The 8,588-nt window shown below is 70.2% G+C and carries 9 protein-coding genes, 1 tRNA gene and 1 pseudogene; 6 read left to right on the forward strand and 5 right to left on the reverse strand.

Annotated elements, in window-relative coordinates:
• Both AB0C25_RS22350 and AB0C25_RS22355 read right to left on the reverse strand, forming a co-directional pair.
• Positions 1 to 396: PDGLE domain-containing protein (locus AB0C25_RS22350; RefSeq protein WP_357375993.1), on the reverse strand; the 396-nt coding region annotated here is incomplete at its 3' end.
• The gene (locus AB0C25_RS22355; RefSeq protein ID WP_357250896.1) at positions 393 to 1,109 is read right to left on the reverse strand and encodes an energy-coupling factor ABC transporter permease; all 717 of its coding nucleotides are present in this window, start codon (positions 1,107 to 1,109) and stop codon (positions 393 to 395) included. The genes AB0C25_RS22355 and AB0C25_RS22350, both read right to left, overlap by 4 nt.
• 306 nt (positions 1,110 to 1,415) lie before the next feature.
• On the opposite strand from AB0C25_RS22355, the gene bcp reads away from it, so the two are divergent.
• From bcp to AB0C25_RS22375, 4 genes are all read left to right on the forward strand, one after another.
• The gene (gene bcp / locus AB0C25_RS22360; RefSeq protein ID WP_357375995.1) at positions 1,416 to 1,892 is read left to right on the forward strand and encodes a thioredoxin-dependent thiol peroxidase; all 477 of its coding nucleotides are present in this window, start codon (positions 1,416 to 1,418) and stop codon (positions 1,890 to 1,892) included.
• A 29-nt stretch (positions 1,893 to 1,921) separates the two neighbouring features.
• Positions 1,922 to 2,842 carry a hypothetical protein gene (locus AB0C25_RS22365; RefSeq protein WP_357375997.1) on the forward strand — a complete coding sequence of 307 codons (921 nt, stop codon included), beginning with the start codon at positions 1,922 to 1,924 and terminating at the stop codon, positions 2,840 to 2,842.
• Positions 2,828 to 2,910, forward strand: a tRNA-Leu gene (locus AB0C25_RS22370). The genes AB0C25_RS22365 and AB0C25_RS22370 overlap by 15 nt, the downstream gene beginning before the upstream one ends.
• 92 nt (positions 2,911 to 3,002) lie before the next feature.
• Positions 3,003 to 3,530 carry a GNAT family N-acetyltransferase gene (locus AB0C25_RS22375; protein WP_357375999.1) on the forward strand — a complete coding sequence of 176 codons (528 nt, stop codon included), beginning with the start codon at positions 3,003 to 3,005 and terminating at the stop codon, positions 3,528 to 3,530.
• Positions 3,531 to 3,534: 4 nt separating this feature from the next.
• On the opposite strand, the gene AB0C25_RS22380 is transcribed toward AB0C25_RS22375, so the two are convergent.
• Together AB0C25_RS22380 and AB0C25_RS22385 are read right to left on the reverse strand one after the other, a co-directional pair.
• Complete coding sequence (locus tag AB0C25_RS22380; protein WP_357376001.1) at positions 3,535 to 4,521, reverse strand: expansin EXLX1 family cellulose-binding protein; 987 nt, start codon at positions 4,519 to 4,521, stop codon at positions 3,535 to 3,537.
• 115 nt (positions 4,522 to 4,636) lie between these two features.
• On the reverse strand, positions 4,637 to 5,455 hold the full coding sequence (locus AB0C25_RS22385) for an MOSC N-terminal beta barrel domain-containing protein (RefSeq protein WP_357376003.1): 819 nt from the start codon (positions 5,453 to 5,455) through the stop codon (positions 4,637 to 4,639).
• 316 nt (positions 5,456 to 5,771) lie between these two features.
• On the opposite strand from AB0C25_RS22385, the gene AB0C25_RS22390 reads away from it, so the two are divergent.
• On the forward strand, positions 5,772 to 6,683 hold the full coding sequence (locus AB0C25_RS22390) for an LCP family protein (protein WP_357376016.1): 912 nt from the start codon (positions 5,772 to 5,774) through the stop codon (positions 6,681 to 6,683).
• A 344-nt stretch (positions 6,684 to 7,027) separates the two neighbouring features.
• Positions 7,028 to 8,332 carry a sugar transferase gene (locus AB0C25_RS22395; protein ID WP_357376018.1) on the forward strand — a complete coding sequence of 435 codons (1,305 nt, stop codon included), beginning with the start codon at positions 7,028 to 7,030 and terminating at the stop codon, positions 8,330 to 8,332.
• A 79-nt stretch (positions 8,333 to 8,411) separates the two neighbouring features.
• On the opposite strand, the pseudogene AB0C25_RS22400 reads toward AB0C25_RS22395, so the two are convergent.
• Positions 8,412 to 8,588: pseudogene (locus AB0C25_RS22400) on the reverse strand (dTDP-glucose 4,6-dehydratase); the annotation flags it as partial.

Below are 8,588 nucleotides of genomic sequence, written 5' to 3' on the forward strand. Positions count from 1 at the left end.
CGGCGTCGTGCCGTCGGTCGGCGTCGCGCCGTCGGTCGGCGTCGCGCCGTCGGTCGGCGTCGTGCCTCGGCGGCGCAGCAGCCAGAAACCGCCAGCGCCGATCGCGAACGTGACGAGCACCCCGAGCACCCCGGAGAGGCCGGTGGCGACGAAGCTGTTCGACACGCCGCGCACGCCGTAGTCGGCGAGCGGGCTGTCCGCGAACTCGTGGTCCCGGGCCTGCTGAGCCGGGCAACTGCCGCCGACGATGGTGTCGTCGGCGTCGACCGTGCAGCCCTTGAGCAGGGACGAGTCCAGCCCGTCCGGGTGGGACGAGGCGTAGTTGCTCACCACCCCGGCGAGCAGGAGCGCGACCAGCAGGCCACCGGCCAGGAACACCCACGAACGATTCTTCATCGAACACCTCCGACGACCGGGACAGCGGGGGCGGCGGGCGCGCGCAGCGAGCGCAGCGCGTACACCAGGTCGGGTCGCACCTTCGCGACGGTGAGCACGGTGGTCGCGGTGATCAGGCCCTCACCGATGCCGATCAGCAGGTGCACGCCGGCCATCGTGCCGGCCAGACCGGTCAGGTTGCTGCCCAGGTCGGTGGTGCCGCCCAGCCAGTACTGCAGGACGAAGCCCTGCGACGCGACCACCACGCTGAGCGTGGCGGCGACGAACGCGGTCACGGCCAGGCCGGCCCGCGTACGGGGCAGCACCCGCAGCAGCACCGCGATCAGCACGTACGCCGCTGCGGTGCCGAGCAGCGCCATGTTCGTGATGTTGAGGCCGAGCATCGCCACTCCGCCGTCACCGAAGACCAGTGCCTGCACCACCAGGACCACGGACACGCAGAGCGCGCCGACCCACGGGCCGACAAGCATGGCGGCAAGCGCGCCGCCGAGCAGGTGGCCACTCACGCCGGCCGTGAAGATCGGGAAGTTGAGCATCTGGACGGCGAAGATGAATGCGGCCACCAGGCCCGCCATCGGTGCCAGCCGGTCGTCCAGGTCGCGCCGGCCGCGCAGCACACAGACGGTGAGCGCGGCAAGAGCGAGCGCGGCGAAGATCGCTGCGACCGGACCGTCGATGATCCCGTTCGAGATGTGCATCGCCAGTGTTTCCACGCGACCTCCCAGACGTCAGCGGACCCGACCGGGCCAGCGTGCGTCAGCCTATTTCCCATGACTCGTTGTTGCCAGACTCTGGCAACAACGCGAGGTGTTGATCACCTTTGCGATCGCCCGAACTCCGCGGCGGCCGGTCGCCCGGGATGATCGACTCGCGTTCCCTGATGTCGCGGTGTCCCCGACCCGAGGATGCCCCGGTTTCCTGAATGACGAGTTGACCTACAGCCAGCAGCGCCGACCGGGGCGCCGACCGGGGCGCGTCGCCGGCGTCGGCACCCGCCCGGCCGGCGGTATCGTCGGGCCATGACCACGCCCGACCGTCTCTCCCCCGGTGATCCCGCGCCCGAGTTCACCCTCACCACCGACACCGGCGACCAGCTCTCCCTCGCCGACCTGCGCGGCCGCAAGGTGGTCCTGTACGCCTACCCGGCCGCGATGACCCCCGGCTGCACCAAGCAGGCGTGCGACTTCCGCGACTCGCTCGGCTCGCTCCAGGCCGCCGGCTACGAGGTCGTCGGCATCTCCCCGGACAAGCCGGAGAAGCTGGCGAAGTTCCGCGAGCGCGACGCGATCACCTTCCCGCTGGTGTCCGACCCGGACCGGACGGTGCTGACCGCCTACGGCGCGTACGGCGAGAAGCAGCTGTACGGCAAGACCGTCACCGGCGTGATCCGCTCGACGTTCGTGATCGACGCCGACGGCAAGATCGAGCGGGCGCTCTACAACGTCAAGGCCACCGGGCACGTCGCCAAGCTCCGCCGCGACCTCGGCCTGGACTGACTATCGCACCGGACCGCTACGGTCCGTCAATGGTTCGCTACAAGTACACCCCGGAGGCGCTCGCCGCCGCAGCCGCCACCGCGCGCAACATCACCGAGGTGATGCGGCTGCTCGGCGTACGCGTCAGCGGTGGTTCGCACGCGCACATCAGTCGTCAACTCAAGAGGTTCGGCGTCGATACCTCGCACTTCAGCAGGCTGGCACACAACAAGGGCCGCCGGGGTGAGCGGCGCAGCACAGCCGCACACCTCTTGGTCGTGCTGCCGGAGGGGTCCCGCCGGACACCAGGTGTGCGGCTGAAGTGGGCGCTGGGCACACTCGGCGTGCCGGAGGAGTGCGAGGGCTGCGGGATCGGGCCGATGTGGCAGGGCGCCACACTCGTCCTGCACGTCGACCACATCAACGGCGACTTCCTGGACAACCGGCCGCCGAACCTTCGACTTCTCTGTCCGAACTGCCACAGTCAGACCGCCACCTATGCCGGGCGGAACCGCAACCCTGATTTAGCCGTCCTCGGAAAGCTGGCCGATGGGGCGGAGCGCTCACACGGGACGGCCGACTCCGATCGCCGACCGGCCACGCCGGAGGGCATTGTCGAGCTGTTGGGTCGGGTCGACGCACAGCAGATGACGGCCCTGGCGGCGGCACGGCAGTTGGGCTGGTCCTCGGCCTATCTGTACAGGGTCCGGCGGTGCCTCGAGCAGGACGGTGTCCTGAGACCACGGCCCGACCGCAGGTGGCGTTCGAGGTCTCATCGCGCCGCGGTGATCGAACAGGCGCTGGCGCACCCGGATGTCGGGCCAAAGAGGCTGTCGGGCATTCTCCGCGACCTGCCCGGCGGCGGTTGCAGGGTGAGCCACGGCACGGTCTCGGCAATTCTCAGGGAGGCCGGGCTCAACACCGCCCAAGCCAGACGTTCTAGACTCAGCGAGTTGGCGGGAGTGGCGTAACGGCAGCCGCGATAGGTTTAGGTCCTATTGTCCGAAAGGGCGTAGGGGTTCGAATCCCCTCTCCCGCACAGGTCAACGAGCACCACATGCCCCGACTGCGGTTGTCGGGCGTGTCACTGTCGAGGGTCACCGGGCTGGTCGGCGGGTCAGGATGGCCGGCGTGAGTCTGCGCTTCGTCCTCGACCCCGACCTGACCCCGCGCCTGCGCGCCGACATCGTCGCGCTCTGGACGGATGTCAGCAATGCCGGTGGCGCGGTCGGCTTCGTCCCGCCGGTGACCGCCGCCGACGTGCACGTGCTCGCCGACCCGACCTTCGCCGGCATCGCCGACGGACCGGACCGCCTGCTCGTCGGATACTCCGGCGATCGGCTGGCGGGCCTGCTGGTCTTCTCCGACAACCGCTTCCCGCTCAAGGCGCACTGGTGCGTGTTGAAGCGGGTGATGGTCCACCCGGACGCCCAGGGCACCGGTTACGGCTCGGCGCTGATGGCCGAGGCCGCCCGGATCGGCAGGCGACTCGGCCACGAGGCGCTGCACGTGACGGTCCGCGACGGGTTGGGGTTGGACAGGTTCTACGGCCGCCTCGGCTACCGGGAGATCGGCCGGCTGCCGGGCGCGTTGCGGGTGGCGCCCGGTGACGACCGGGACGAGATCCTGATGTGGCTCGACCTGGCGCCGACCGACTGAGCGGTCAGCTCGCGCACCAGCGGGCGTTCGTCTCGGCCGGCTGGGTGCTCGGCGTGCTGGTGGCCGGCGCGCTCGCCTTCGCCACCTCGACCGGGCGGCGGGTCGGCGTCGGCGTACCAGCGGCGGGTCGCTTGCCGGGTGGCCGGGCCGACGCGGACGGGCGGGGGGTGGCCGCGACGCCGGCGCGCCCGTACATCCGGACCGCGCTGTTCTGCACCTGGCCGGGTGCCATCCGGACGCCGCTGACGGTGGCACGGTTGCCGTACACGTCGCTGACCCGGATGGTGAACGGGCCGGCTCCGGCACCGGAAGCGATCAGCCAGTAGTTGTAGTCCTGCCGGGCGGTTGAGCGCCACGGGCCGCTGTCACCCTGCCGGACCTCGACGGACCGCAGCGGGTTGCCGTGGTTGCCGACCCGGACGGCGAACCAGAACTGCGACGCGCCCTCCTTGATCCGGAAGGTGAGCGGACCGGGCAGCGGTGGGTTGACCACCGCGCGGTAGGTGACCGGGACGAGGCCCTGGACCGGCTCGGCGATCCGGGCGAACGCCTCCCGGGACAGGTCGAGATGCCCGGGGGCGCACTCCGGGCACTGGTCCATGATCAGCACTCGGACGGTGCCCTTCGGGCCGGTCACGTCGAGGAAGCCTCCGCAGGCGGCACCTGCGGAGTATTCGGTCGGGCCGAGCGCGACGTAGAGCTTGTTGGCCGGGGCGGTGGGGTTCGAGCAGTTGCCGCCGGCGCCGTTCGAGTCGTAGAAGGTGGCCTTGCCGCTGTGCGTGGCGGTGCCGGTGGGCGGCGCGGCGGCGAGGGTCCGGCCGGCGGCGCAGGCCGGGGCGGAGCCGGACCGCAGGGTCAGGGTGAGCCCCAGTGCCGCCGCGACGACTGTGACGCCGGCGGCGACCAGCCAGGGCGTCGAGCGGGACGTCGACGCGGGACGCTGCTGGGGAGCGTGGTCCAGGTCGATGTCGACAACGCTTACGTCCGTCACGACGGCGATGCTGCCGGAACGGGACGTGGGCGGACAAGCCGGCTAAGCCAAAGCTAAGACAGCGTTGACGGACGGTGATCGGCGCGTACCGGTCGCCGGTGGCGTTCGACCCTGGTCAGGGGACGACGACCAGCGGTGCACCCACCGCCAGGTGACCGGTGTCGAGCGGCACCAGGTGCAGTCCGAAGAGGACCTTCTGCCTGATGGTGCGGTGTCGTGCGAGGGTGCGCAGCGGTTCCTTCGCGCGTACCCCGGTCTCCTGGTCGGTCGTGGTCACCACGCAGCGTTCGCACGGCCCGGCGGCGCGGAACCGCAGGTCACCGATGCGCAGCGACCGGCCGACCCAGTCGTCCTCGGCCCAGGCCGACGCCCCGTCGAGCACCAGGTTGGGCCGGAACCGGTTCATCGGCACCGGCTCCTCCCCCGCCTCGGCCAGCCAGCCGTTGAGGGCGTCGAGGGAGGCGGTGTTCGCCAGCAGCAGCGGGTAGGCGTCGGCGAAGCTGACCTGGTCACCGGTGTCGTGTTCGCGGTCCCCGGCGGCCAGGTGGCGGGTCGGCTGACCCAGCCAGACCAGCCGGACCGGTCGGCCGAGCAGCGCGCCGAGCCAGTCGTCGGCCACTCGACCGGCCGGCCGGGCCGGGACGGGGAACTTGCGGCTGCGGAAGGTCCGCACCGCGACCGGTTCGCCGCCGGCCGGCTCGGGCACGTCGAGGTCGGGCTGCCCGTCGGCGCGCAGCGACAGGCCCCCGGAGCGCACGGTGGCGCGCAGGCCGACCAGCCGGGTGGTCTCGCGCTGGGTGACGCCGACGCCGTCGGCGTCCACGACCATCCAGCGCCGGTCGCCGGCCAGGCCCCACGGCTGCACGAACGCGCCGTCGTGGTCGAGCCGGTGACAACCCGTGACGGGGTACGTGTGGATCGATGTCAACCGCACCCGGCCACCATGCCACGCCGATTCCGTCGCTGGATACCGGTGGGTGACGGGCTCTCCCGGGTTCACCGCGACGATCGTCGTAGACGTTTTGGTCGGGACGCGGCGCCCGTGACCCGGACGGGGGTACATCCCTGTAACCGGGAATCAGTAGCATCGCGGCATGCAGTATCGCCAAGAGTACGCGGAGCCCGAGACCCAGTTCATCGCGGCGCAGCAACCACCGGAGTCGACCAAGAAGGCGCGTTCGCGGCGTCCCCGGTGGCAGAAGGTCGCTTTGATCACTTTCGTGGTCCTGGCTTTGCTCGGCGGTGGCGGGATGATCGCCGGAGGTTTGTACTTCCGTTCGATCAACTCCGGCATCGAGCGCGTCGACGCCTTCAAGGACGTGCCGGAGGCCGATCGCCCGCAGGTGGGCGAGAACGCCAAGGGCGCCATGAACATCATGATCCTCGGCAGCGACTCCCGCGACCCGAACAGCGAGTCCGGCTCCCGCACCGACACGATCATCGTGGCCCACCTTCCGAAGGACCGGTCCAGCGCCCAACTCATCTCGATCCCCCGGGACACCTGGGTGAGCGTGCCGAAGTCCCCGAGTGGCCGCGGCGGCCGGGACGCGAAGATCAACGCGTCGTTCGCGTGGGGTGGCGTGCCGCTGCTGGTGCAGACGGTGGAGAAGTTCACGGGCGTGCGGATCGACCACGTCACGATCGTCGACTTCAGCGGCTTCAAGGAGATCGTGGACGCGCTCGGCGGCATCAACGTGGACGTGGAGAAGGGCTTCACCACGCTGTACGCGCTCAACGGCAGCCGGACGTTCAACGCCGGACGGCAGAAGATGGACGGGGCGGCCGCGCTGGACTACGCGCGCGAACGGCACGCGTTCGCCGACGGCGACTTCGCCCGGATCAGGCACCAGCAGCAGGTGATCAAGGCGATCCTGGACAAGGCGGCGTCCGGCGGCACTCTCGCCAACCCGGGCAAGCTCAACTCCTTCGTCAAGGCGACGGCGGACGCGGTCGCCGTGGACAAGAAGTTGAACCTGGTGGACCTCGCGTCCGAGATGCGCGACCTGCGCAGCGGCAACCTGACGTTCCTCACCTGCCCGGTGAAGGGCACCGGAATGATGGGCACCGAGAGCGTGGTGCTCGCCGACAAGGAGAAGGCCGCGAAGGTCTTCGATGCGGTCCGTAACGACGACGTTCCGGGAATCCTCTCCGCCGCAAAGTAGGAGGCGGAACTGACTTGGCGGCTATGGTGGCACGACCGGGTCGATCGTAGAGTTCGGTCGCCCTTCTGGTCGGGATGCATGACCGAGGGCTTTCACGGGGAGGTCCACAAGTGTCAGGCCATCCGGCGACCAGCCATTCGTCCACGCCGCCCGTCGGCGGGGACGACCTTGACATGCCGGGCGACGGGGCTCGCCTCTACGGAGGCACCCCACCCGTGCCTCAGGCGAGGGAGCCGGAGGTTCGGGCGCAGGCCAAGGTCGAGGTGCCCGGTCTGGGCACCACCGCCGTCTTGCCGTACGCGAGGTCCCGCACCTCGTCGCGCACCCGGTGGCTGCGGGCATGGATGATGAACGCTCCCGTCGACGCGGTCGCGCTCATCGCTCCACTGCTGCTGACCCAGAGCTACTGGCGCGGGACGATGGCCAACGCCGCCCTGACCATCGCCCTGTTCGCGGCTGGCGGCCTCTACCGACCGCGTCGTCACGTGAGCATCCTCGACGAGCTGCCGAGCCTCTGCGGGCGACTGTTGGCCGCCGCCTCGGTGGTGGCCATCATCGCGGCCGAGCGCCACGCCTCGGTGGCGTACGTCGGCGGGTTCATGCGCGGCGTCGCGCTGTCGGCGTTGCTGGTGATCCTCGGGCGGGCGGCCAGCAGGTCGTTCACCGTCCTGTCCCGCAAGCGTCGTTGGGCGGAGCACAACGCGCTTGTCGTCGGCGGCGGGCCGATCGGCCTTGAGATCGCCCGGTTGCTGCGTCGCTACCCTCAGTACGGTCTGCGGTTCGTCGGCTGCGTCGACGCTCCGTCCCGCCAGGACAACGCGGCGCTCCCGTTGAGCGGGACGATGACCGACCTCGAACACCTCGTCCGGCTGACGGAGTGCGAGGTCCTGATCATCGCCGACCCGGACTGCGACGAGACCACGCTGATGGAAACCCTGTTGCGGCCCCGCAGCTCGCGCTGTGATCTCTGGGCCGTGCCGCGCCTGTGGGGCTCGCGCTCCCACAGCGGCTACCCCGACCACATCGGCGCGTTCCCGATCGTCAAGATCGGCGACATCACGCTGAGCGGCCCCCGGTGGGCCATCAAGCGGGCCTCCGACATCCTGGTCGCCGGGGTCGCGCTCCTGCTGTTGAGCCCGGTGCTGCTGCTCTGCGCCCTCGCCACGTACATCGATGGCGGTCCGGGGATCTTCTTCTACCAGGAGCGGATCGGCCGGTACGGCAAGCCGTTCAACGTCATCAAGTTCCGGTCGATGCGTCCCGTGAACGAGCAGGAGTCCCAGACCAACTGGTCCATCGCGCACGACAACCGGGTCGGCCCGATCGGCCGGTTCATGCGCCGCACCTCGCTGGACGAGCTGCCCCAGCTGTGGAACATCCTGCGCGGCGACATGAGCGTGGTCGGGCCGCGGCCGGAGCGGCCGTACTTCGTGGAGAAGTTCTCCGCCGAATACCCGAACTACGCGGCACGTCACCGCGCCCCCGTCGGGCTCACCGGGCTTGCCCAGGTCAGTGGCCTGCGGGGCGACACCCCGATCTCCGACCGGGCTCGGTTCGACAACTACTACATCGAGAACTGGTCGCTGTGGTTGGACGTCAAGGTGGTGCTGCGCACCGTCTCGGAGGTCTTCCGCGCCGGCGGTCGCTGACCTGACACACAACGCCGCGGGTGGTGGCGGCCGACGGAGTTCACCTCGTCGGCTGCCACCACCCGCGGCGTTTGTCAGCTCATGCGGTGGGTGTGGTCTTGAGGGGTTCCCACCAGGTGCGGTTGTCGCGGTACCAGGTGACGGTGTCGGCGAGGCCCTGATCGAGGGTGATGCTGGGGGTGTAGCCGAGTTCTTCGTGGATCTTGGTGATGTCGAGGGAGTAGCGGCGGTCGTGGCCCTTGCGGTCGGTGACGGG

Origin of the sequence: Micromonospora sp. NPDC048839 (genome assembly GCF_040649915.1) — a bacterium.
Taxonomy (GTDB): domain Bacteria; phylum Actinomycetota; class Actinomycetes; order Mycobacteriales; family Micromonosporaceae; genus Micromonospora.

Excerpts from the sequence above, each read along its gene's own strand:
- bcp (WP_357375995.1), top strand. The coding sequence starts at position 1,416 with ATGACCACGCCCGACCGTCTCTCCCCCGGTGATCCCGCGCCCGAGTTC.
- AB0C25_RS22390 (WP_357376016.1), top strand. The coding sequence starts at position 5,772 with ATGATCGCCGGAGGTTTGTACTTCCGTTCGATCAACTCCGGCATCGAG.
- AB0C25_RS22365 (WP_357375997.1), top strand. The coding sequence starts at position 1,922 with ATGGTTCGCTACAAGTACACCCCGGAGGCGCTCGCCGCCGCAGCCGCC.
- AB0C25_RS22395 (WP_357376018.1), top strand. The coding sequence starts at position 7,028 with ATGATGAACGCTCCCGTCGACGCGGTCGCGCTCATCGCTCCACTGCTG.